We start from the raw sequence: 21226 nt of genomic DNA, 5'->3' as shown, positions 1-21226 counted from the left end.
AACTTTAAGAAGGATAATTATTAAACTATTAGGCGTATGAATTTGAGTCACGAAGAAGAAGATCACAGTTTATCCTTATCAAAGTTCGAATCGATGTTGAAAACCAACAAAGTATTCTTCTTTGACTCCGAAGAGTTTGAAGATATTATACTTCATTATCTCGATACCGGAAAAATTAATTTAGCTAAGAAGGCCTTAAAATTAGGTTTGGAACAGCATCCCAAATCAACAGGCTTAAAATTAGTACAGGTTGAGCTTTTAGTGTTCGATGACAAGCTCGATATAGCCGAAAGGCTTTTAAACGACCTTTATGCAATCGAACCTACAAACGAAGAAATTTACATCCAAAAAGCCAATATATATTCTAAAAGGGATCAGCACGACAAGGCTGTTGAGCTTTTAAATGTTGCCCTTAAGTATACTGATGATTATGCCGACGTATATTCACTTATTGGCATGGAGTACCTGTTTATGGATAACCTGGAACAGGCAAAAGAAAGTTTTATAAAGTGTCTTGAAGAAGATACTGAAGACCACTCTGCATTATACAATGTAGTGTATTGCTTTGACTTTTTAGACCAAAACCTTGAAGCAATTGATTTCCTTAACGGATTTATAGACCGAAACCCATACAGCGATGTGGCATGGCACCAGTTAGGCCGCCAGTATTTTGCCGTAAACAATTTTGAAAAAGCTTTATGGGCGTTTGAATATGCCACACTTATAGACGAAAGCTTTCTTGGTGCTTTTCTTGAAAAAGCAAAAACCCTTGAAAAGCTTAAACGTTATGAAGAAGCTATCGCCTGTTACAACATAACAATGGAGCTGGATGACCCAACATCGTTTGCATTACTACGTGTAGGAAAATGTTATGAGCGTTTGGGCAATCATGAAAAAGCTCTTAAGTTTTATCTTAAAACCGTTCATGAGGATCCGCTTTTAGACAAGGCATGGATTGCGATTACTGATTTTTATATCCGTCGTCAAAACTACCAGAAAGCACTATACTACGCTAACAAGGCTATAGGTATAGATAATGAGAACAAGCTTTACTGGAAACGCTATGCTGTAATCAACAAAGCGCTTAATTTTCATGAAGAAGCAGAAGAAGGTTACAGAAAGGCTGTTGAATATGGTGATTACCAACTTGACACATGGTTATTCTGGACAGACACGCTTCAGTTCTTAGGAGAGTATGAAACAGCTATTATTACTTTATTACAGGCTGCCGAGTACTTCCCGGAAGAGTATGAAATAGAATACCGTCTTGCCGGACTGTACTTTTTACAGCATCAGGAAGATAAAGGTACATTTCACCTTAGTAATGGTTTAAGGCTTAATTACAAAAACCATGTATTGCTTGAGGAATTCTTCCCTACCATTTGGGATACTGAAGCGGTACAGCAAACCATTAAAAAGAACAGAGCTAAATAAGTGCTATAAATTAACAATTAAGATACAGCCTGATAACAAAGAAATAGTAATCTTTGTTATCAGGTTTTTTTATATTGAGCCAACTAAAAAATGAAGGGTATTTTGAAATCGAAGTCCAAAAAAATATATGGTCTTGTAGGCAGGGGAATAAGCTATTCTTTTTCCGCTAAATATTTTAATGACAAGTTCACTAAAAAAGAGATGGATAATTGTTATTATCAGAATTTTGATCTGGAATACATAGGTGAACTTCGAAATGTCCTGGACGAAACCAAAAAACTTAAAGGCCTGAATGTAACAATACCATACAAGGAAGATATTATCCCTATGATGGATTCACTTTCTAAAACGGCACGTATTATAGGGGCAGTTAATACCATAACCATATCTAAAAAAGGTAAGCTTAAAGGATATAACACGGATTATTTCGGGTTTAAAAAAGCGCTTAAGCCATTACTGGAATCACACCACGAAAAAGCATTGATACTGGGTACCGGTGGGGCATCAAAAGCAATAGCCTATGCGTTAAGGAAACTTAAGATTGAATACGATTTTGTTTCGAGAACAGCAACAGATGTCATTTTTTCTTATGATGACCTTGATAAGGAAATTTTTGATGAGTACCAGATTATTATCAATACCACCCCTGTAGGCACCTATCCTAATGTAAACGAGTATCCGGCTTTAGACTACAACCTGTTTACCGAAAAGCATATTGCTTTCGATCTTGTTTACAATCCGGAAGAAACTGCCTTTTTAAAGAAAGCTGCAGCTCATGGAGCCACAACTTCAAACGGTTACAAGATGCTTGTTTACCAGGCAGAGAAAGCATGGAAAATCTGGAATAAATAATATTTCAAATAAACGGAATCATTTTATAATCAAAAACTTAACTAAATATTCAAAAACAGACTATATTTAACATAAAATCCTGTTTTTTTTTGAATTTACAAGAGGCTTTACTATCTTTCGGGTGTAAAGCGCAATATAAACCTTAAGCATTTAAAAAATGTTAGAAGAAAAGAATGATAACCTGCATGATGCAGATGGACAGGAACTAAAACAACTGAACAGTGCTATAAACAAAAATGAACTGGCCAACGAACCTAATGCCGAAAACAAAGGCCTTGATGAGTTAGGCGACATTCATGAAACCGAAGGACAAATGCCGTTTGCACCACAAGAAGTGCTAAACGCAGGCCTGGAAGAAGATGGCACACCTAAGAAAAAAACAGCCGTTGAAGCAATAGAAGATTCTAATGCTGAAGACAGTGAAGATGATTCTGCTGCTGACAGGCACGATATACCTATGCAGAATTATGAAGCTTTTTCAATGGAGAAACTTACCGATGAGCTGGAAAAACTCGTTGCTCATGAAAAAGTAATGTCTGTTAAAGATCATGTTGAGGAAATAAAAAAAGAATTCTACTCAAAATACAATCACCTGATTGAAGAAAAGAGAGATGAATATAGCCATGATAATGATGGCGACACATCGGGCTTTGATTATCATTTTCCTTTAAAAAACAGGTTTGACGCTTACTACAACCAATACAGAGAAAAAAGAAACGCTCACTATAAAAGACTTCAAAACGACCTTAAAGGTAATCTTGAAACCAGACTTGCACTTATTGAGGAACTTAAGAACCTTATAGACGGAGACGAAAACATAAGTGATGCGCTTAAGCATATAAATGACATACGTGAACGCTGGAAAAATGCGGGGCCTATACCGCGCGACAAATACAACCACGTTTGGAATAACTTCCATTTTCATATAGAGCGTTTTTATGACCACCTTCACCTTGACAGGGAAGCAAGAGACTTAGACTTTAAACACAATCTTGAGCAAAAGCAAAAGATTATTGCTCGTGTTGAAGAATTGCTTCAGGAAGAAGACATAAACAAAGCCTTTAGGGAGCTACAATCGCTTCACAAAATATGGAAAGAAGAAATTGGCCCTGTATCACGTGAACACCGCGAAGAGATATGGAACCAGTTTAGCGACCTTACAAAACAACTTCACGACAAACGCGAGGCTTCTTATGCTAAGGTAAGAGAGAAGGAAGAAGAAAACCTTAAAAACAAAAAAGAGATTATAGCCAGAATTGAAGAGATTGCTAAAGAAAAAGTAAGCTCTCACAATGCATGGCAGGGACAAATAGAAAAAGTTGAGGCTTTAAGGACTGCATTTTTTGAAGCAGGTAAAGTACCTATTGAAGTTAACGAAGATACCTGGGCAGCCTTTAAAGGTGCCGTTAGGGATTTTAACGCTAACAAAAACGCTTTCTATAAGGACATCAAAAAAGAACAGCAGGATAATCTTGGCAAAAAGATGGCTCTTGTTGAAAAAGCTGAATCATTAAAAGACAGTGATGACTTTAATGCAACCACTCCTATAATGAAACAGATTCAGGAAGACTGGAAGAAGATAGGCCATGTTCCAAGAAAGTATTCTGACAAGGTCTGGAAAGAATTTAAGGCTGCATGTAACCATTATTTTGACAGGCTGCATGCTGTAAGAAACGAAGCCAACAAAGAGGAAATTGATGCGTTTGACAAGAAAAAAGAATATCTTGACAACCTTAAAAGCTTTGAGCTTACAGGCGATCATAAAACTGACCTTGATGCTATTAAACAACACATCGAGAACTGGAAAAACATCGGTCGTGTACCACAATCAAGGCGCCATATTGAAGGTAAATTCAATAAGATTCTTGATGCACTATTTGACAAACTAAGCCTTTCTAAGAAAGATGCAGAGATGGTTAAGTTCAGTAACCGTTTAGAGCAGTTGGCAGACAGCGACGATTCGCGCAGAATTGAAAATGAACAGATTTTCATTATGCGTAAAATTGACGAAGTAAACAGCGAAATCCTCCAGCTTGAAAATAATATTCAGTTCATCTCTAATGCTAAGGCCGACAATCCTTTTATAAAAGAGATTAACAAAAACATTGAGCGCCATAAGGAAGAGCTTAAAACCTGGAAAGAAAAGCTTAAACAGATAAGAAATATCCAACAGGATAATTAAAAAACAAAAAACCTTCTCAAATTGAGAAGGTTTTTTGTTTTTTATAAATAGACACTATCCTTTTACAACTTTTTGGCTTCGTTCCAAAATACATCCATTTCGGCCAGGGTCATATCGGCTAATGATTTTCCTAACTCACCGGCTTTACTTTCCAGATAGGTAAAACGTTTTATAAATTTTTTATTGGTGCGCTCCAGGGCATCTTCAGGGTTAACATTAAGAAAACGGGCATAATTTATCATTGAAAACAATACATCACCAAATTCCGATTCAATTTTATCCTGATTGCTGCCCTGTACCTCATCGTGGAGCTCCTGCAGTTCTTCCTGTACTTTTTCCCAAACTTGTTCCGGTTCTTCCCAGTCAAACCCAACTCCTTTTGCCTTATCCTGAATACGGCTTGCCTTTACAAGTGCCGGCAGGCTTTTAGGCACGCCTTCCAGTACTGATTTTTTTCCTTCCTTAAGCTTAAGCTTCTCCCAGTTTTGCTTAACCTCTTCTTCGTTCTCCACCTTTACATCACCATATATGTGGGGATGGCGGTGTATCAGTTTTTCACATATTTCGTTAGCTACATCGGCGATATCAAAATCACCTGTTTCACTACCTATTTTGGCATAAAATACAATGTGCAGCAAAATATCGCCCAGTTCTTTTTTCACCTCCTGAAGATCGTTATCCAAAATGGCATCACCCAGCTCATAGGTTTCTTCAATAGTAAGATGGCGCAGGCTTTGCAGGGTCTGTTTTTTGTCCCAAGGACAATTTTTCCTTAAATCATCCATTATATCCAGTAACCTGTTAAAAGCCTCTAATTGCTGCTGTCTTGTATTCATAAATAGTATGTTTTAAACAAAGATAAGGGTTTATAAAAAGCTATTTTAGGAGATTCCTAAAAATAAAAAAATCCTGCCGCTTTATGGGATAGCGACAGGACTTCGTTAATTTAGTAAGATAACTTTTTATTCTTCTGATTTAACTTCTTCGGCAGCCGGAGCTTCCTGTGCAGCAGGCTCATCTTTAGAAACAAGACCTTTAGCCTGAAGCGTGTTATACCAGTTAAGTATTTTTTTGATATCTGAAGCATATACCCTGTCTTCATCAAACTCAGGAAGTACTTCCCTAAAGTAATCAGTAAGGGTTGCATTATCTTCTTTATGAGAAATTGCAGGACCGTTATCTTCTTTAGCAGCGATAGCTCTGAATACTTCACTTAAACGAACCTCTCCGTCATAAGTATAAACAGATATCTCTGATAAAAGGCTAACATTGCTTCTTAAACCTACAGTTACTTTTTTACCGTCTGAAAGAGATTCGGCAACAAAGCCTGTACGTGTTTGTAATTTAAGGGCATATAAACCCGGTTTTCCTGAAATTGATAATATTTTTTCGATGCTCATTGTTCTAATTTTTTTTTAAAGGGAGACAAATATCTAATCTTTGGTCATAAAAACAAAAATTATCTGCCTTTTTTGGCAACAAATTTCATTTTATAATCAGGTCTTGTTTTGCCTTCCATTATATTTTGCAGTTTTTTCTGAATAAGTCTCTTTTTAAGCGACGAAATCCTGTCGGTAAAAAGTATACCTTCAATATGGTCATACTCATGTTGTATTACACGGGCTGCAAGTCCGTCAAATACATCAGTATGCTTATTAAAGTCTTCGTCATAATATTCTATCGTAATCCTTTCGTGACGGTATACATCCTCACGAACTTCCGGAATACTCAGACAGCCTTCGTTAAAGCCCCACTCTTCTCCTTCTTCTTTAAGGATAGTAGGGTTTATAAATGTTTTCTTGAAATTACTTAATTGCTCCTGCTCTTCTTTAGAAAGCTCCTCATCCTCTGCAAACGGACTGGCATCAACAACAAAAATCCTTATACCAAGCCCTACCTGAGGCGCTGCAAGCCCTACCCCGTAAGCATTATACATCGTCTCATACATATCAGCAACTATTTGCTTAAGGTTTGGATCGTCCTGAGCCACATCAACACATTTTTTCCTTAAAACCGGATCGCCATATCCTATAATCGGTAATACCATAATCTTATCCCTAATTTATTTTGGATTGAGCGCAAAAATAATAAATAAAAACGATACTCCCTTCTATAAGCCGTTTATAATGGAAAATGCTAAAGTTTTGTGAGAATTGACTCCTAAAGAAATAGAATGAATAAAGCATTTAGTACCTTTGCAAAACCATCCTACAGCGCATGATCGAGAAACTAAGACGCTTTGCAGACAGCACTAATTTTACTAAAGCAGTTATAGTAACCATAGCTTCGGCCATGCCGCTTGTTATACTTTCTCAGTTAGGTTATTTTGAATACGGTATTGCAGTAGCATTGGGTGCCTTCTTAACTTATCCTGCCGATATTCCCAGCAATTTACAGCACAAAGTAAGAGGATTACTTATTACAACCCTTATCGTATCGGGATGTACATTAATGGTAAGCCTTCTGCACCCTATACCCTGGTTATTTTATCCATTTGCCGTAGCAATTATTTTTTTCCTGTCGATGATTTCGGTTTATGGACAAAGGGCTACCATGGTATCTTTCTCAGGATTACTGGCTGTTGCATTATCTACAGGGCACTTGCGTGAAGGTTGGGACATTCCCCTTTATACAGGGTTATCACTAGCCGGAGGACTTATATATACAGGTATATCCGTTTTATTTAAATTGGTAAGTCCGCACCGCTATACCGAACTACAAATGGTAGAATGCCTTAAGCTTACCGCTAAATACATGAAGCTTCGCGGAGACCTTTGGGACAAGGACGCCGACAGGGAAGGTATAATAGAAAAACAGCTTAACCTGCAGGTCGAGATAAACACCATACACGAGAGTTTAAGGGAAATACTTATCCGCAACCGTTCTAATGCGGGTAGTTCAAATCGTAACCGTAAAATGCTGCTGGTTTTTATTTCTTTGGTCGACATATTAGAGTTAGCACTTTCTACCTCGTTTGACCACAGTAAGCTGCAAAATAAATTCAGTGAGCATCCCAAAGTACTGGATACTTACCAAAACCTTGCCTACAATCTAGGTGCATCACTTAAAAAGATTGCCAAAAGCATAGAAAACAGAAAGAAATATATTTCCAAACACAACCTTATAGAAGATTTAGAAAGCGTAGACAAGGCTATAACATCCTATCGTGACGCACTGAACGAGGAAGAAGCCTCCGAAGGTGTATGGATGCTGTCTAACATGCTTCACTATGCTGAAAAGCAGGTTGAAAAAATCAAGATAATAGAGCGTGCTTTTACCACAACAATTAACTTTAAGGATATAAAAGAAAGGGACAAGGACCTTCAAAAATTCCTTACACCGGAATATTACCCTTTCAGGATACTAAAGGAAAACCTAAGCATGTCGTCTACCATATTCAGGCACTCACTAAGGTTAACACTTACTATAATAATAGGCTTTATAATCGGCATTGTATGCAGTTCTGTACTTAAGCTGCAAAACCCGTACTGGATATTACTTACCATTATAGTGATTATGCGCCCGGGATATGGGCTTACAAAACAACGTTCCTTCCAAAGGATTATAGGCACGGTTGTAGGCGGTATAATAGCTTTCGCCCTACTTAGTGTAATTAAGAGTACATCTGTTATTGCTGTACTGGCCATTACCGCTATGGTACTTGGGCTTGCCTTTACCTCTATCAATTATAGTATTGGTGCAACCTTTGTAACCATATATGTGGTATTCCTGTACGGTATGCTTACCCCTAACATTAGGGAAGTAATACAGTACAGGGTGTTTGATACCGCCATAGGAGCAACCCTTGCCTTTATAGCCAACTATTTCCTTTGGCCGGCATGGGAATTTTTAAGCCTGCCTATGTACATCAAGAAATCTATAGAAGCTAACAGGGATTATCTTAATCAGATATCTGTTTTCTATAATGAGAAAGGAAGTGTATCTACTTCTTATAAACTGGCCAGAAAAAGTGCCTTTGTAGAGTTAGGAAACCTTATGTCGTCTTACCAGAGAATGATACAGGAACCTAAGTCCAAACAGAAACAGGTACAACAGGTGTACAAACTGGCCGTACTTAACCACACCCTGTTGTCGTCACTGGCATCATTAGGTACTTATATACAATCACACAAAACCTCTAAAGCTTCCGAAGCCTTTAACGTAGTGGTCGATGCGGTTATTAAGAATCTTGATCATGCCGTAACACTTTTAACGATAGATATGCAGGCCGAGGCTGCATATATCTCTGACAAGGAGGAGTTGGCATTGCGTTTTATAGAACTGAAAAACCTGAGGGCCCGCGAGCTAAAGGAAAACCATATTACTGATGAACAAGAATTCCGTCTTAAAATTGAAGAAGCCCATCTTATAATAGAGCAACTGGTTTGGCTTAACGGATTATCGGAAAAAATCGTGAAGGCAACAAAACAGCTGGAACTTAATAAATAAAAAAATCCCCATGAAAACATGGGGATTTTTTGCAACTGTGAATTTCTATTTTTCATCAAGGCTTTCAAGCCCTAACATCTTCTCAGAATGTTCTCTTACTTCTTTAAGCAGCTCTTCGTTATTGTTAAGCGACTGTCCGTAAGAAGGTATCATTTCTTTAAGTTTAGCCTGCCATTCTGCAGAAGCCACCTCTTCAGGGAAACAACGTGCCATTAGGTCCAGCATGATAGAAACCGCTGTAGAAGCTCCCGGAGATGCTCCTAAAAGCACTGCAAGCGAGCCATCAGCACTGTTTATAACCTCTGTACCAAACTCAAGTTTACCTCCTTTTTCCTCATCTTTCTTGATAACCTGTACACGCTGTCCGGCAGTTTCAAGAACCCAGTCTTCCATTTTTGCATCAGGAAGGTATTCTCTTAACGCCTCAAGTCTGTCTTCCTTAGATTGTGTTACCTGCTCGATAAGGTACTTGGTAAGCGACATATTATGGTAACCCGCAGCAAGCATAGGGCCTATGTTATTTGCTTTAATTGAAGTAGGTAAATCAAAATAAGAACCATGCTTAAGAAACTTAGTACTGAAACCTGCGTATGGTCCGAATAAAAGCTCTCTCTTACCGTTTATCATACGGGTATCAATGTGAGGAACCGACATTGGCGGTGCTCCTACTGATGCCTTACCATAAACTTTTGCATGGTGTTTTTTAATTACTTCTTCGTTTACACATTTAAGCCACTGTCCGCTTACAGGAAAACCTCCAAAACCATTTCCTTCAGGGATATCAGCCTTTTCTAACAGGTGAAGCGATCCTCCTCCTGCACCAATAAATATAAATTTGGTGTATTGTCTGAATTTATCACCCGTTTCAAGGTTCTTTATCTTTAGTTTCCACTTGCCGTTGCCAAGACCTGAACGTCTCATGCTTTTAACATCGTGGCCATAGTGTATGTTTACCCCTTCCTGCTGAGACAGCCATGCAAACATATCGCGTGTAAGTTCGCCAAAGTTCACATCGGTACCTATCTTCATATTAGTAGCGGCAATAGGCTGCTTTTCGTCACGGCCTTCCATTACTAATGGCATCCATGATTCTATGGTTTTCTTGTCGGTAGAAAACTCCATCCCTTTAAAGATTGGGAATTTTTGTAATGCTTCAAACCTTTTTCTAAGGTACTCCACATTTTCCTCACCCCAAACGAAACTCATATGCGGAATACTCCTCACAAAATCCTCAGGGTTAGTAATTCTGTTCTTTTCTACCAGGTAAGCCCAAAATTGCTTTGATACTTCAAACCATTCGGCAATTTTTACAGCCTTTGCAGTATCTATAGAGCCGTTAGACAGCTCTGGGGTATAATTTAGTTCACAAAAGGCAGAATGCCCCGTTCCTGCATTGTTCCATGCATCAGAACTTTCGGCAGCTGCCACATCCAGCCTTTCATAAATATCTATCTTGACCTCCGGCATAAGTTCTTTAAGAAACATACCAAGAGTGGCGCTCATAATTCCTGCGCCAATAAGAACCACATCCGGTTCGTATTGTATTGTAGTGGACATTGCGTAAAATTTGAGAGTGCAAAGTTACTTTGAATCCGTCAAAAAACTATCATAAAGCAACGTCAGTCTTTTGTTAAACTTAATTTTTATTAAAAGCCAACAAAAAGTTATATTTTTTTTCTCACTAAATAATCCTGAAGCAAAATTGTTGCGGAAATCTCATCAATTAAAGATTTATTTTGACGTTGCTTCTTTTTAAGACCACTGTCTATCATGGTTTGAAAAGCCATTTTGCTTGTAAAGCGTTCGTCAGCCCTTTCTAATTCCATATCAGGAAATTGCAGTTTAAATTTCTGTACAAAATCGTTTATCATGGCCGCACTTTGCGAAGGCTCGTTATTCATCTGTTTTGGTTCTCCAACAAGAACTTTTCCTACATTTTCTTTAGCAAAATAATCCTTTAAAAAGTCGATTAGTTTTGGGGTATCAACAGTAGTTAATCCTGATGCTATAATCTGCATTTCATCGGTTACTGCTATACCTGTTCTTTTTTGACCGTAATCTATAGCTAATACTCTTGACATACTATTTTTTCTTTTTAGAACGAATTACCAAAACAACAACTATTATAATTATAACTAAAACAGCAGACAATTCACCTAACATTTCTCCTAATCTATATGCAGAAGACACGCCCGTAAACTGCCCTGGATTATTTTCTGAAATTGAGATACTTTTAAAAAAAATCTCTTTCTCTTTTTCATTAAACTCATCCTGATTAGTATAGCTAATAATATAATTTGCAGTTCCAAGTACTAAAAAAATCGCCTCTACAGCTTTCTTCTTTTTAAACCCGGCTCTTATTTTTAAAGCTTTATAACCCTGAATATCAACCCGGGTTGTATCTATTAGCTTATACCCGCTATTAGCTTCAAGGGTATTGATAAATCCTTTACTCATATACCCGTAATACTTATAAAGACTTTCCTCATCACCAGGCATTATACCTTCTTCTTCTGAATTTAAAATTATCAATTTTTGAAAAACATAATATGAGCCTTCAAATAAAGCGGTTCTCGATTTCATGTCATACATACCAAGTATACTATCCGTTTTTGTTATTTCACCCTGCATTTTTACAGATACAAAATCATCAAATTTTTGTGTAGACAAAGTATCCTGTTGGGCAAAACAGGAAAGAGTAATCATAAAAAAGAATAACACCTTTAATTTCATTTTTTAATATTTTCCCCAAATATATCATTTTAATTGCCCTACCCTTAACAGTAAAGGAAAATAAACCTTTCTATCTCCTTTTCCCCAAACTTCTTTGAGCTCATCCCTTATAATATCAACAGGATTTGTATTATGCTCTTTAATATAATGCTGCACTGCCGACCATGTTTCTAAATACCCTGTAAGCTGCTCAAACTCCCATGTAAACTCATTTACAAACTGAGGGACTTCCTGCTCTTTAAAAGGGAAAGGTATTGTTGTGTAGTTCTCATCAAGATAACGTCGCTCAGGATCCCAATACGGCCCGGTTATATCCTCATAAAAATAGCGGAGTATCTTATCGGCTTCTGCATTGGTATAAAGTAGCCCGTAACCCATTACCGCAAAAACACCATCAGGCTTTAATATGCGGTATACTTCCTTATAAAAAGCATCAAAATCAAACCAGTGTATAGCCTGTGCAACAGTTATAAGGTCGAAGCTATTATAATCGAACTCCGTTTTTTCAGCAGAACTCACACTGTAAGTTATATTTTCTTTTTTGGCAGCATTATCAAGCTGCTTTTGGCTAATATCATTAGCAAAAACTTTTGCAAAATACCCTGATAACAGTGCTGCAACCTGTCCGTTTCCGGTGGCTACATCAAGCGCAAGCTCCCTGTTGTTAACCTGCGAAACTATATATTCAATCATTTCCTTCGGATAGGAAGGGCGAAATTTGGCATACTGACCTGCCTGAGTGGAAAAATTGTCTTTCATAGTATTCAAATGATATATAAAGATAGTGAAACCACCAATAATTTAATAGAATGTGATTAGTTTGTGATATTTGTTTATTCGCTTTTAGTATTGAAAAGCCTATTATTATCTTTGCACAAAATAAATTTTTAAAATGAGCAACTTACAAACCATTATAGAGCAGGCCTGGGAAAACAGAGCGCTGTTACAGGAAGAAACAACTACCAGTGCGATTCGTGAAGTTATTGAACTGCTTGATGCAGGAAAACTTAGGGTTGCAGAGCCTGTTGAAGGCGGATGGCAGGTAAATGAATGGGTTAAGAAAGCAGTGGTTATGTATTTCCCTATCCAGAAAATGGAAACCCTGGAAGCAGGTATTTTTGAATACCACGATAAAATGCCTTTAAAGCGTAACTATGCCGAAAAAGGTGTTCGTGTGGTACCAAATGCAGTGGCACGTCACGGTGCTTTTATCTCTTCAGGTGTTATCCTTATGCCTAGTTATGTAAACATTGGCGCTTATGTAGATGAAGGTACAATGGTAGATACATGGGCAACAGTAGGTAGCTGTGCACAGATAGGTAAAAATGTTCACCTTAGTGGCGGTGTAGGTATTGGCGGTGTATTAGAGCCATTACAGGCTGCTCCGGTTATTATTGAAGATGGTGCTTTTATAGGTTCTAGATGTATTGTGGTAGAAGGTGTAAGAGTAGAGAAAGAAGCTGTATTAGGAGCTAATGTTTGCCTTACTGCCTCTACAAAGATTATTGACGTTACAAGAGACACTCCGGTAGAAATGAAAGGTATTGTACCTGCACGCAGTGTGGTAATACCGGGTAGCTATACCAAAAAATTTGCTGCAGGTGAATATCAGGTTCCTTGTGCACTTATTATTGGTAAGCGTAAAGAATCCACAGATTTAAAAACATCCCTTAACAATGCGCTAAGGGAGTATGACGTAGCAGTATAAATATTATATATAAACTAAAAGGGATTGCTAAGCAGTCCCTTTTTTTATTTCTTTTTACCCTTAAGCTTGCGCTTCAGATATTTCTTTTTGGTTATTTTTCGTTTAAACTCGAGTGTTTTACCAAGCAATATACCGTAAAGTTTATCGGCCGGCTGTCCGCTAAGTTCTGCATACTTTTCGGCAATAATTTTTACCATAGTGCGTGACGGCCAAAGCTTTTTAAAGTTATCCATACGGGTCTCAATGTCCATATCCTCAAACTTCATCCTATTAAGGTCTATCAGGTAAAAATCATATTGTGCATTACCCTTATTCACAATTAATGTATTACCCGGCGAATGATCTAAAAAATTAACCCTGCTTTCATGCATCTTAAAGGTAAATTCAGTAAACTGTTCCAGTATCTCCCTTCGGTTTTCAAACATGGGGTCGTGTATAAGTTCTCTAAAGGTAAAGTCATAATCTATATGCCTGCAAATGTAAAAACTCTCTTTTAGCCCTGTTGCGGTACGTTCTTCTATATAGGCAATAGGAAACGGAGTGAGTATATCGTGCTGTAAAAGGTATTGGGCATACTCAAACGAGCGCCTCGCTTTAGATGGCCTTAGCAACGAATATACTACCGAATTCATGGCATTAGGCCTTTTAAAGTACTTTAAATTGACCTTTTCGTCTCCTAAAAAATTGGTTTTTATAATGTTTCGTGAGCCTTTAACGAGCATTTCCCCTTCGTTGTGGAACTGCTGTACCAAATTGAGTATTAAGTCTTTTTGGGAAGCATAATCGGGATGGGTGTAGATGTTTAAAGGCATAGGATAATTTTGCCTTAAAAGTAGAAAAAAAGTATTACTTTGCAATAGATTTAGTTGTATGAAGAAAGTACTTATTATCCAAAATAAGCGTATAGGCGATGTTTTAATCGCATCGGTAATTGCCAATAATTTTAAAGCAAAATACCCCGACAGTATAATTCACCTTATGGCCTATGATTTTACTGAGGGTGTGGTGATGAACAATCCTAACATTGACAGGTTTATTTCGGTTAAGGAAAAAGAACTTAAAAAATTCCCTGTGCTTTTAGAAACCATACAACAAATAAGAGCTGAAAAATATGATATTATTTTTGACTCTTACTCAAAAACACAAAGCAGGATAATCTGTAAATTCTCGGGAGCTAAAATGACAATCGGCAACAAGAGCCGTAAAAAACTGGGCAATTGGGGGTATTACACCCACCCTACCCGCCCGCTTAAGGAAGGCAACCACATTTGCGGCAAAGCCATAGAAGACCGTATTCACCTATTACAGATAGCAGGTAATTTTGAACCTATAGATTATGAGCCACATATTTTCCTTTCGGAAGAAGAGAAAAAAGAAAACTGGCTAAATAAGTATAGTGACAAAAAAGTTATAGTTTTGGGTGTTTTAGGCAGTACTCCGCAAAAATCGATGCCTTATGAGTATGTAGCGGAAATGTGTGACTTTATAGCCGAACACTACAATGTATACATCTTCTTTAACTACGCACCTCATCAAAAAGAGGAGGCCATGAAGATTTATGAGATGTGCAAATACAAAGAGAATATAATACTTGACGTATACCCGGAAACCATACGTGATTTTATAAAGGTAATGTACCAAGCCGATGCCCTTGTGGCAAATGAAGGTGGAACGGTACATATCGCCAAGGCTTTAGGCAAGCCAACATTTACTATTTTCTCCCCTTATGTAAACAAGGCACACTGGGCCAGTTTTGAGGACGGAAAGTTTCATAAAAGTGTACATCTGCTGGAAATGAAGCCTAACTTGTATGACAGCTTTACCTACGAGCAACGCAAAAAAATAGAGAAAGATCCTCACGAACTGTATAAACAGCTAACCCCTGAAATGATACTGCCAGAGCTGGATACTTTTCTTAAAAACAATCTATAGAGCAAAAAAAAGCATCGTTATTTAACGATGCCATATTCTGTCCATTTTCTTTTCTCGGTTCGGGTCACTTTCCTTATCGATCTGTTTTTGTTTATCGATTCCGGTGTGGCATAGCCTCTTGGGTGATCCAGGTGCAGGCATATAGTACTGTAACGAATCTGTTTTGGTATAATACCATAGTTAACTAGCCTTTCGCCCAGTTCCCTGTCCTGTCCGCCATACTGCATTCTTTCGTCAAAACCGTTAACCGCTTTTATATCCTTAATCCAACCGGATGAGTTATGTCCGTTCCAGCTTGGTTTAGTAGTAGTCAACATATTAAACAGGGCGCTTTTAATACCCATAGCATCTACCTTATTATTTTTAAATGAAGCAGACATACCGTTCTTTTTAAGCCATTCCACATCAAAACACCTGCCTGAGTAGATATCCTCTTTACTAAGTGATTTAGAAAGCTCCATCGGCAGTTTATGGTATCCTCCCGAAAGGAAGTATCCCTCTTCACGATATTTGATGTGCTGCTCCACAAAATCAGGACGCGGTATACAATCGCCATCACTCATTAAAACATAATCAGTAGTACAGGCAAGAAGTGCTTTATTAAGTATTTGCGATTTTTGAAATCCGTTATCTTCGTGCCAAACGTGAATTATAGGGTAAGAAACCTCTTCCCTCATTGCATCAATCATCTCCTTGGTGTCTTCACGAGACCCATCATCTGCAATAACCATCTCAAACTCCTTATAGGTTTGAGTGTTATAACCCCATAGTACTTTCTTCAGCCATTCTACCGAATTATAAGTACTAATTATTACAGAAATATTCTTTTGCATCATGCCGCAAAGATAATTCAATTTTTTTTAGTTTTGTGAAATTCAAACCCACCATAGCTAATGAATAAACTTTCTGTAATTATCCCGGCATATAACGAAGAGGCCTACATAGCAGATGCAATCAAATCGGTAAGGGAAGCATACGAGATTATTGTTATTGACTCTTACAGTACCGACAGCACTAAAGAAAAGGCACTTGCACTGGGATGTAAGGTTATAGAAAGGAAGTTTGATAACTTTTCAGCACAAAAAAACTTTGCCCTTCCTTATGCTACAGGAGACTGGATTTTGTTTATGGATGCCGATGAACGCGTTACACAAAAGTTATGGTTTGAAATTCTGGACACTATTGCCAATCCTAAGCATGAAGGATATAAAATAAAATTCCTGCATTTTTACATGAACAGGTTTTTATACCATAAGGTTGACCGTGTAACCCGACTCGTAAGAAACAAGGACATTAAGTTTACCGGAGATGTTCATGAAAAACTAAATGTAAACGGCAGTATAGACGAACTTAAAAACTTTATGGTTCACTATACCTATAAAGGCTTTTTTAACTGGCTGCAAAAAAAGGATTCTTATGCATGGTTTCAGGCAGGCATGGGTTTCAAAAAAGGAAAAAAAGTTACTTATTTCCACTTGGTATTTAAGCCGATGTACCGCTTTTTTCATACCTACATAATTAAAAGAGGCTTTTTAGATGGTATACCGGGACTTGCACTGGCAAGCATTAATGCCTATGGGGTTTTATCACGTTATGCAAAGCTGCTTTTACTCCAAAGAGGACTAAAATAATTTAAGCTTACCAAACTTTAGTTTTAGCTTAAACTTAAACAGGCTGTCTTCCCCTTTTACGTCTATACGTTGAATTTCATACTTTTCCTTTAACGGAAAAACATTTATACGATTACCTATCTTAAGAGCTATTTTTATTCCGTTTAGCTCCAGCAATTGCCTAAAGTGCGATTTAGCAGGTTCTTTTTTAGGATAGTTGCCATAAGGATAAGCCACGGCAGGATATACCTCAAGGTTATTCTGACTGATAAATTCCTTACAGTTTTTAAAATCCTCATTAATCTCCTCATCACTCATTTGGGCATAGCGTCTGTGCATAAAAGAGTGGTAACCCAGTTCTATCAGTTCGCTGTCTAAAGACTGGAGCTGCTCTACGGTCATAATAGGCTCTGAACCCTTATTCCACAGGTCCGATTTACCCACATAATTAAACGGTATAAAGAACGTAGCCTTAAGGTTATATTTTTTTAATAAGGGCACGGCAAACTTCAACTGATTTACCGTAACATCATCAAAAGTTATAACCATACTTTTATCAGGAATATTTTTATTTTTTTCGAGTTCGGATAAATGAAAAGTAGTATACTTGTATGCGATATAGCTAAACTGCTCTTCCAGCTTTTGTTGCGAAATTGTCAGTCCTTTGCTTTTTTCATTGAAAGCGGACACGTTATGATACATTAAAACTGGTAATTTAGCCATTATTTTTTAAAATTTTAATTGTGTAAAATTATTACATTTGCCAATATATACCATTTTATGCCACAAAATAATTTGAGTCAGAAAATAACCGCACTAGCTATTACTTTTAATGAGGAAGACAATATAAATAGATATGTGAAGAGTTTATCGTTTGCAGACGAGATTATTGTAGTGGATTCTTTTAGTACCGACGCTACTAAAGAACTGGCAGAACATTTAAATGTAAAATTCATCCAAAACGAGTTTAAGGACTTTTCCAGCCAAAGAAACTTTGCCATTGAGCAGGCATCAAACGACTGGATATTATTTTTTGACCTTGACGAGATTGTTACTCCTTCCCTTGAAAATGAAATAAAACAGGTAGTTACCAGTAATGACGGATCTGTAGCTTATTTTGTTAAACGTAAGTTCCACTTTATGGGTAAGCACATACGCTTTGGGGGATGGAGAACCGATAAGGCCATAAGGGTATTTAATAAACAACATTGCAAATATACAGGGCTGGTTCATGAGGTTATAACTGCCAAAGGAAAAGTATCTACCCTAAAGGAAAAAGTTGACCATTACAGCTACAAAAGCTTTGACAATTATAACGGTAAGCTAAACCTGTACAGCAAACTACAGGCAGAGAACCTGTACAGCAAAAAAGTAAGACCAAATGCCTATCACTTTCTTTTCAGGCCATTTTACCGTTTTTGCTGGCAATATTTTTACAGGCTTGGTATACTTGACGGAAAAGAAGGCTTTATACTGGCTTATATACACTCATTTTCGGTATTTAAGCGATACCTGCAGTTATGGATGAAATACAGGAAAGTAGACTAACAAACTACAGGTACTGATCTATACCTTTTTCACAGCGTATTATTTTCTTTTCTATCGTTTCCTGCTGTATCCTGTCGTTTGCCTCAAAATTGTCCCGTGAGTTTATCTTATGGTGAATGTGGAAAACAATACCCGCATAACGCAGCCTTTTTGCCATAACACCATTATTACCCATACGAATAACAAGATCGGAGTCTTCCCTGCCCCAACCTTCAAAACTTTCATTATAGCCGTTTACAGCTATAAAATCATTTTTCCGGTAAGACACATTACATCCCCTGAATTTATCTGAGTATTCTTTATGAGGTTTATACATACCGGCCAAAAAAGGAATATGCAGGCTACGGGTCTTATTTTTTATCAGCTTGGATGAAAAACCAAAGGAGGTAATCTTATTTTCCAACACCTCTTTTACAGCACCTTCAAGTATATTCACTCTAGCTCCGTATAAATACATATTTGGTGCTGCCGCATTAATGTGGTCCTCAATAAAATTGCGGTGCATAATACAATCACCGTCAATTTGTATAATATAGTCGCAGTCACTGCCCGCAACTGCCTTGTTAAGTATCTTGGATTTCCTGAAACCATTATCCTCCTGCCAAAAGTGTTTTACAGGTATGCTTATCTCAGTTTTAAACTGCTCAATAAGCAATTTCGTTTCTTCTTTAGAGCCGTCATCGGCAATAAGCACCTCATCAGGAAGTACTGTTTGCTCTTTAAGGCTTTTAAAAACCACTTGCAGGGCCTGTGGCCAGTTATAAGTAGATATTAATAAAGAAGTACGCATAATCATGTTTTAAAACGGGCTTTTGCAAAACTATTGTTTTTTTTGTTATTACTTTACAAAAAGAATAAATTGCAGTACCAAAAACACCCTCATATATGTTTGATATAGCAGTTATACTTATCCATTATAACTCAGGAACGCTTACTGCCGATTGTGTGAAATCGATAATTAAAAATACTTCCGGCACATTAAATTATCAGATTATAATCGTAGATAATTGTTCTGAATATCAGGATTACCAAAATCTTAAACAGACATGTGAGGCAATTGACTTCACTAACATTCAGTTAGTAAGAAGCAGAATTAATACCGGCTTTGGCGGAGGAAACATGATTGGTGTCCAGCATGCAAACGCAAAATACCTAGCCTTTATCAATAACGACACATTATTTAAAAATGACTGTCTTAGCATATTAAAAGACAATTTTGAAAAAAACAGTGACATTGGTATTGCAGGCGGGCAATCGTTCAAACCAAATGATGACTTTATGATTTCACTGGATCACTTTGCCTCACCAGCCCGTGAAATTTTCGGACGCAGTTTTCTTGAGAAAATAAACCCAAAGCACTATCCTAAACGTAAAAAAAAGTATACCGAACCAGTAAAGGTTAATTTTATTCCGGGTAGCTTTATGTTTGTACGTTCAGTAGACTTTAATGAAGCAGGTGGATTTGATACTAACATCTTCCTTTACTATGAGGAGACCGACTTATGCAAACGCCTAAAGGCAAATGGCAAATATGCATACCTTATCCCTTCGGCAGAGTTTATTCACTATCACGGGGCAAGTACCGGAAAAACGATAGCAATAAAAAAGGAGCTGCGCATTTCGCTGCTTTATACTATGCGCAAACACTATGGCATGGCAGGTTATTTTTCGGTATTGCTGTTTCTGCTTGTCAAATATTTTTTCAGCAGTATTTTTAAACCTAAAAACTGGCCTGTGTTTTTCCTTCTGCTAAAAGGCGCACCACTTTTAGATTCACTTAAGTTAAAACAGAAAATAGCAACAAATTAGCCATAAAAAAACAGGTTAGTAACCTGTTTTAATCATTAAAATACTTTTCGTAATAAGGTTTATAGCCTGGCTTTTTAATTTTGGAATGTTTAAACCACTGACCGAAGTTTTTAAAGAACAGTTTTGTTTTAGACAATTGCAGATTTTCATCTTTAGCAACAAATTCTTTTAAATCTGTAAGCGACTTAGTAGGTAAGTAGCCTAACTCTTTCCATATTCCCGGGTCAAGATAAAAAACATCTTTAATTGTATGGTAATTATCTTTATTAGCCATTTTCCATTTATCAAGGAAAGTCATATTTATTTCGTGCATATGCCCCCAGTTAGCTAATTTAAGCTCAAGTTCCTCTTCGGTTCTGGCAAGCCCTTCGTGCAGAATAAAAGTATCGTGATATATTATCCTTTCTTTTGTGTTCTTGGCATTTTTGTAATTAGGATAATTAGTTGCCAACAATAACTTAGTAGGTTTATTTACATAAAGCAGCCCGTCTTCGAGATATTTATATAAATTAATATGGAAACCGGCAAACTGTATAGGGTGCTTTTCCGGATTATCCAGATAACTGTCATACTTTCTAAGTTTTTTTACAAATCGGTCGAAATCTATAAAATACTCATCGCTATCTACCTGAATAAGCCAGTTGCCTATACCCATTTTTAGTCCCAATAAATGCCTTTCACGTGTATCATTTTGTATGGCATTAAGGGTAGGTATATAAAAGTTGTCTTTATAAAACTCAATTTTATTATCAACATCAAACTCCTCTATCCATTTAAAAAAAGAAGGATCTACCTCAAATTTGTTTCCTGACCAGGTATTAAAATTTTCATCGAGCGCAATAAAAATCCTGTCGGCTCCCTTATACACTGGAGGAATAGCCAGTTTGAGCTTCTCATAATCATATGACAATAGAAATCCAACGTGAATATTCTTCATAATAACATATTTTTAACTTGCCTACAAATGTT

Annotated in this window: 21 protein-coding genes; 9 read left to right on the top strand and 12 right to left on the bottom strand. The window is 37.2% G+C overall.

Annotated elements, in window-relative coordinates; translation table 11 throughout:
• Positions 1 to 36 precede the first annotated feature (36 nt).
• The 3 genes from NU09_RS13610 to NU09_RS13600 all read left to right on the top strand — a co-directional run bounded on the left by NU09_RS13610 (position 37) and on the right by NU09_RS13600 (position 4468).
• Positions 37 to 1434, top strand: a complete 1398-nt coding sequence (locus NU09_RS13610) for a tetratricopeptide repeat protein (protein WP_129751845.1) — start codon at positions 37 to 39, stop codon at positions 1432 to 1434.
• A 90-nt stretch (positions 1435 to 1524) separates the two neighbouring features.
• On the top strand, positions 1525 to 2286 hold the full coding sequence (locus tag NU09_RS13605; RefSeq protein WP_129751844.1) for a shikimate dehydrogenase family protein: 762 nt from the start codon (positions 1525 to 1527) through the stop codon (positions 2284 to 2286).
• A gap of 157 nt (positions 2287 to 2443) precedes the next feature.
• Positions 2444 to 4468: a DUF349 domain-containing protein gene (locus NU09_RS13600; RefSeq protein WP_129751843.1), complete on the top strand. Its 2025-nt coding sequence runs from the start codon at positions 2444 to 2446 to the stop codon at positions 4466 to 4468.
• A 62-nt stretch (positions 4469 to 4530) separates the two neighbouring features.
• On the opposite strand, the gene mazG is transcribed toward NU09_RS13600, so the two are convergent.
• The 3 genes from mazG to def form a co-directional block, all read right to left on the bottom strand.
• On the bottom strand, positions 4531 to 5304 hold the full coding sequence (gene mazG, locus NU09_RS13595; protein ID WP_129751842.1) for a nucleoside triphosphate pyrophosphohydrolase: 774 nt from the start codon (positions 5302 to 5304) through the stop codon (positions 4531 to 4533).
• Between the two features lie 126 nt (positions 5305 to 5430).
• A complete protein-coding gene (locus tag NU09_RS13590) occupies positions 5431 to 5868 on the bottom strand; it encodes a DUF5606 domain-containing protein (RefSeq protein WP_129751841.1) in 438 nt (145 codons plus the stop codon).
• A 59-nt stretch (positions 5869 to 5927) separates the two neighbouring features.
• Positions 5928 to 6515, bottom strand: coding sequence for a peptide deformylase (def, locus tag NU09_RS13585; protein ID WP_129751840.1), 588 nt, complete (start codon positions 6513 to 6515; stop codon positions 5928 to 5930).
• A 170-nt stretch (positions 6516 to 6685) separates the two neighbouring features.
• Between def and NU09_RS13580 the strand changes: the two genes are divergently transcribed.
• Positions 6686 to 8917 carry an FUSC family membrane protein gene (locus NU09_RS13580; RefSeq protein WP_129751839.1) on the top strand — a complete coding sequence of 744 codons (2232 nt, stop codon included), beginning with the start codon at positions 6686 to 6688 and terminating at the stop codon, positions 8915 to 8917.
• Positions 8918 to 8962: 45 nt separating this feature from the next.
• On the opposite strand, the gene NU09_RS13575 is transcribed toward NU09_RS13580, so the two are convergent.
• The 4 genes from NU09_RS13575 to NU09_RS13560 form a co-directional block, all read right to left on the bottom strand.
• Positions 8963 to 10474: a malate:quinone oxidoreductase gene (locus NU09_RS13575; protein WP_129751838.1), complete on the bottom strand. Its 1512-nt coding sequence runs from the start codon at positions 10472 to 10474 to the stop codon at positions 8963 to 8965.
• Between the two features lie 107 nt (positions 10475 to 10581).
• The gene (gene ruvX, locus NU09_RS13570) at positions 10582 to 10998 is read right to left on the bottom strand and encodes a Holliday junction resolvase RuvX (RefSeq protein WP_129751837.1); all 417 of its coding nucleotides are present in this window, start codon (positions 10996 to 10998) and stop codon (positions 10582 to 10584) included.
• Position 10999: 1 nt separating this feature from the next.
• Positions 11000 to 11548: a hypothetical protein gene (locus NU09_RS13565; RefSeq protein ID WP_129751836.1), complete on the bottom strand. Its 549-nt coding sequence runs from the start codon at positions 11546 to 11548 to the stop codon at positions 11000 to 11002.
• A 126-nt stretch (positions 11549 to 11674) separates the two neighbouring features.
• Positions 11675 to 12409 (bottom strand): class I SAM-dependent methyltransferase, encoded by a 735-nt coding sequence (locus tag NU09_RS13560; RefSeq protein WP_129751835.1) that lies wholly within the window; start codon positions 12407 to 12409, stop codon positions 11675 to 11677.
• Between the two features lie 133 nt (positions 12410 to 12542).
• Here NU09_RS13560 and NU09_RS13555 point away from each other — a divergent pair, with 133 nt between their 5' ends.
• A complete protein-coding gene (locus NU09_RS13555) occupies positions 12543 to 13358 on the top strand; it encodes a 2,3,4,5-tetrahydropyridine-2,6-dicarboxylate N-succinyltransferase (RefSeq protein WP_129751834.1) in 816 nt (271 codons plus the stop codon).
• Positions 13359 to 13402: 44 nt separating this feature from the next.
• On the opposite strand, the gene NU09_RS13550 is transcribed toward NU09_RS13555, so the two are convergent.
• Positions 13403 to 14170 carry a lipopolysaccharide kinase InaA family protein gene (locus NU09_RS13550; protein WP_129751833.1) on the bottom strand — a complete coding sequence of 256 codons (768 nt, stop codon included), beginning with the start codon at positions 14168 to 14170 and terminating at the stop codon, positions 13403 to 13405.
• A gap of 58 nt (positions 14171 to 14228) precedes the next feature.
• On the opposite strand from NU09_RS13550, the gene NU09_RS13545 reads away from it, so the two are divergent.
• Entirely contained in the window at positions 14229 to 15290 is a 1062-nt protein-coding gene (locus NU09_RS13545; RefSeq protein WP_129751832.1) for a glycosyltransferase family 9 protein, read from the top strand.
• A 17-nt stretch (positions 15291 to 15307) separates the two neighbouring features.
• Here the strand turns inward: NU09_RS13545 and NU09_RS13540 are convergent, their stop codons facing one another.
• Complete coding sequence (locus NU09_RS13540; protein WP_165357698.1) at positions 15308 to 16126, bottom strand: glycosyltransferase family 2 protein; 819 nt, start codon at positions 16124 to 16126, stop codon at positions 15308 to 15310.
• Between the two features lie 57 nt (positions 16127 to 16183).
• On the opposite strand from NU09_RS13540, the gene NU09_RS13535 reads away from it, so the two are divergent.
• A complete protein-coding gene (locus NU09_RS13535) occupies positions 16184 to 16921 on the top strand; it encodes a glycosyltransferase family 2 protein (RefSeq protein WP_129751831.1) in 738 nt (245 codons plus the stop codon).
• Here NU09_RS13535 and NU09_RS13530 read toward each other — a convergent pair.
• A complete protein-coding gene (locus tag NU09_RS13530) occupies positions 16913 to 17623 on the bottom strand; it encodes a polysaccharide deacetylase family protein (RefSeq protein WP_129751830.1) in 711 nt (236 codons plus the stop codon). The two genes, NU09_RS13535 and NU09_RS13530, sit on opposite strands and share 9 nt — an antisense overlap.
• Positions 17624 to 17695: 72 nt before the next feature.
• Here NU09_RS13530 and NU09_RS13525 point away from each other — a divergent pair, with 72 nt between their 5' ends.
• Entirely contained in the window at positions 17696 to 18448 is a 753-nt protein-coding gene (locus NU09_RS13525) for a glycosyltransferase family 2 protein (RefSeq protein WP_242501884.1), read from the top strand.
• Between the two features lie 4 nt (positions 18449 to 18452).
• Here NU09_RS13525 and NU09_RS13520 read toward each other — a convergent pair whose 3' ends face one another.
• The gene (locus NU09_RS13520) at positions 18453 to 19238 is read right to left on the bottom strand and encodes a glycosyltransferase family 2 protein (protein WP_129751828.1); all 786 of its coding nucleotides are present in this window, start codon (positions 19236 to 19238) and stop codon (positions 18453 to 18455) included.
• A gap of 95 nt (positions 19239 to 19333) precedes the next feature.
• Here NU09_RS13520 and NU09_RS13515 point away from each other — a divergent pair, with 95 nt between their 5' ends.
• A complete protein-coding gene (locus tag NU09_RS13515; RefSeq protein ID WP_129751827.1) occupies positions 19334 to 20257 on the top strand; it encodes a glycosyltransferase family 2 protein in 924 nt (307 codons plus the stop codon).
• A 28-nt stretch (positions 20258 to 20285) separates the two neighbouring features.
• Here NU09_RS13515 and NU09_RS13510 read toward each other — a convergent pair whose 3' ends face one another.
• Complete coding sequence (locus NU09_RS13510) at positions 20286 to 21194, bottom strand: hypothetical protein (protein WP_129751826.1); 909 nt, start codon at positions 21192 to 21194, stop codon at positions 20286 to 20288.
• Positions 21195 to 21226 lie beyond the last annotated feature (32 nt).

The organism is Flavobacterium beibuense (genome assembly GCF_004151245.1).
Lineage (GTDB): Bacteria > Bacteroidota > Bacteroidia > Flavobacteriales > Flavobacteriaceae > Flavobacterium > Flavobacterium beibuense_A.
Note: the sequence above shows the minus strand (reverse complement) of the source record. Positions and strands in the feature narration are given on the sequence as shown.

Bases quoted from the DNA above. Each gene is read 5' to 3' on its own strand.
- NU09_RS13600 (WP_129751843.1), top strand. From the start codon at position 2,444: ATGTTAGAAGAAAAGAATGATAACCTGCATGATGCAGATGGACAGGAA.
- ruvX (WP_129751837.1), bottom strand. From the start codon at position 10,998: ATGTCAAGAGTATTAGCTATAGATTACGGTCAAAAAAGAACAGGTATA.
- NU09_RS13530 (WP_129751830.1), bottom strand. From the start codon at position 17,623: ATGGCTAAATTACCAGTTTTAATGTATCATAACGTGTCCGCTTTCAAT.
- NU09_RS13565 (WP_129751836.1), bottom strand. From the start codon at position 11,548: ATGCAGGGTGAAATAACAAAAACGGATAGTATACTTGGTATGTATGAC.
- NU09_RS13560 (WP_129751835.1), bottom strand. From the start codon at position 12,409: ATGAAAGACAATTTTTCCACTCAGGCAGGTCAGTATGCCAAATTTCGC.
- NU09_RS13535 (WP_129751831.1), top strand. From the start codon at position 16,184: ATGAATAAACTTTCTGTAATTATCCCGGCATATAACGAAGAGGCCTAC.
- mazG (WP_129751842.1), bottom strand. From the start codon at position 5,304: ATGAATACAAGACAGCAGCAATTAGAGGCTTTTAACAGGTTACTGGAT.
- NU09_RS13515 (WP_129751827.1), top strand. From the start codon at position 19,334: ATGTTTGATATAGCAGTTATACTTATCCATTATAACTCAGGAACGCTT.
- NU09_RS13555 (WP_129751834.1), top strand. From the start codon at position 12,543: ATGAGCAACTTACAAACCATTATAGAGCAGGCCTGGGAAAACAGAGCG.
- NU09_RS13575 (WP_129751838.1), bottom strand. From the start codon at position 10,474: ATGTCCACTACAATACAATACGAACCGGATGTGGTTCTTATTGGCGCA.
- def (WP_129751840.1), bottom strand. From the start codon at position 6,515: ATGGTATTACCGATTATAGGATATGGCGATCCGGTTTTAAGGAAAAAA.
- NU09_RS13520 (WP_129751828.1), bottom strand. From the start codon at position 19,238: ATGCGTACTTCTTTATTAATATCTACTTATAACTGGCCACAGGCCCTG.
- NU09_RS13610 (WP_129751845.1), top strand. From the start codon at position 37: ATGAATTTGAGTCACGAAGAAGAAGATCACAGTTTATCCTTATCAAAG.
- NU09_RS13550 (WP_129751833.1), bottom strand. From the start codon at position 14,170: ATGCCTTTAAACATCTACACCCATCCCGATTATGCTTCCCAAAAAGAC.
- NU09_RS13580 (WP_129751839.1), top strand. From the start codon at position 6,686: ATGATCGAGAAACTAAGACGCTTTGCAGACAGCACTAATTTTACTAAA.
- NU09_RS13510 (WP_129751826.1), bottom strand. From the start codon at position 21,194: ATGAAGAATATTCACGTTGGATTTCTATTGTCATATGATTATGAGAAG.
- NU09_RS13545 (WP_129751832.1), top strand. From the start codon at position 14,229: ATGAAGAAAGTACTTATTATCCAAAATAAGCGTATAGGCGATGTTTTA.
- NU09_RS13605 (WP_129751844.1), top strand. From the start codon at position 1,525: ATGAAGGGTATTTTGAAATCGAAGTCCAAAAAAATATATGGTCTTGTA.
- NU09_RS13590 (WP_129751841.1), bottom strand. From the start codon at position 5,868: ATGAGCATCGAAAAAATATTATCAATTTCAGGAAAACCGGGTTTATAT.
- NU09_RS13540 (WP_165357698.1), bottom strand. From the start codon at position 16,126: ATGATGCAAAAGAATATTTCTGTAATAATTAGTACTTATAATTCGGTA.